1 protein-coding gene is annotated in these 1,300 nt (G+C 63.2%); it reads right to left on the bottom strand.

Annotated features, from left to right (window positions below; all coding sequences use genetic code 11):
- The coding region (locus tag RBA95_RS14480) for a UDP-glucose/GDP-mannose dehydrogenase family protein (RefSeq protein WP_371933622.1) at positions 1 to 1,300 on the bottom strand (1,300 nt) is incomplete at its 3' end.

Genomic DNA, 1,300 nt, shown 5'->3' with positions numbered 1-1,300 from the left:
ACCGCCCCACGCTGACATAGTGGAAGCCGCGCTCATTCATGTCTTCGGGGTCGTAGATATTGCGCAGGTCCACCAGGGTTGAGCCCTTCATGGTCTCCTTGACCCGATCGAGATCGAGCGCGCGGAACTCGTTCCACTCGGTGATGATCACCAGAACATCCGCATCCTCCGCACACAGATACGCGCCGGACGTCATCTCCACATCGCTGAGCAGTTTCTCCGCCTCCAGCGCGCCGGCCGGATCGTACGCCTTCACCTTCGCCCCCGCCTTCTGAAGCGCGGGAATGATGTCCAGGCTCGGCGCGTCGCGCATGTCGTCCGTGTTCGGCTTGAAGGTCAGCCCCAGCACCGCCACCGTCTTGCCCGACACATCACCATCACAGGCGCGGATGACCTTGTCCGCCATCGCCGCCTTGCGCTTGTCATTGATGTCGACCACCGTCTCCACCAGACGCACCGGGCTGTCATGCTCCTGCGCCGTGCGCGTCAGCGCCAGCGTGTCCTTCGGGAAGCACGATCCGCCATAGCCCGGACCGGCATGCAGGAACTTGTTCCCGATCCGGTTGTCCAGACCGATGCCCTTGGCCACCTGCTGCACGTCCGCGCCCACCGCCTCGCACAGATCGGCCATCTCGTTGATGAAGGTGATCTTCATGGCCAGGAACGCGTTCGCCGCGTACTTGATCAGCTCGGACGTCCGCCGCGCCGTGAACACGATCGGGGTCTCATTGAGAAACAGCGGACGATACAGCTCGCGCATCACCTCGCGCGCCGGATCGTTCTCCACGCCCACCACAACGCGATCGGGACGCTTGAAATCCTCGATCGCCGCGCCCTCGCGCAGGAATTCAGGGTTGGAGACCACGGCGAAATCAGCGTCAGGGCGGGTGCGGGCAATCACCGCCTCCACCTCGTCGCCCGTGCCCACCGGCACCGTGGACTTGGTCACCACCACCGTGAAACCGTCCATGGCCTTGGCGATCTCTTCGGCCGCCGCATACACATAGCTCAGATCCGCATGGCCATCGCCGCGACGCGACGGCGTGCCCACCGCGATGAACACCACATCCGCCGCCTTCACCGCCTCGGTCAGGTCCGTGGCGAAATCCAGACGCCCCTCGCGCACATTGCGCTCGATCAGAAGATCAAGGCCCGGCTCGTAAATCGGAACACCGCCAGAGCGAAGCTGCTCGATCTTCTCCGAATTCTTGTCAATGCAGGTCACGTGATGGCCGAAATCGGCAAAACACGCCCCCGACACAAGACCCACATATCCAGTGCCGATCATTGCTACGCGCAT

The organism is Oceanicaulis sp. MMSF_3324 (assembly GCF_030733545.1).
Classification (GTDB): domain Bacteria; phylum Pseudomonadota; class Alphaproteobacteria; order Caulobacterales; family Maricaulaceae; genus Oceanicaulis.
This window is presented reverse-complemented; position numbering and strand designations above follow the sequence as displayed.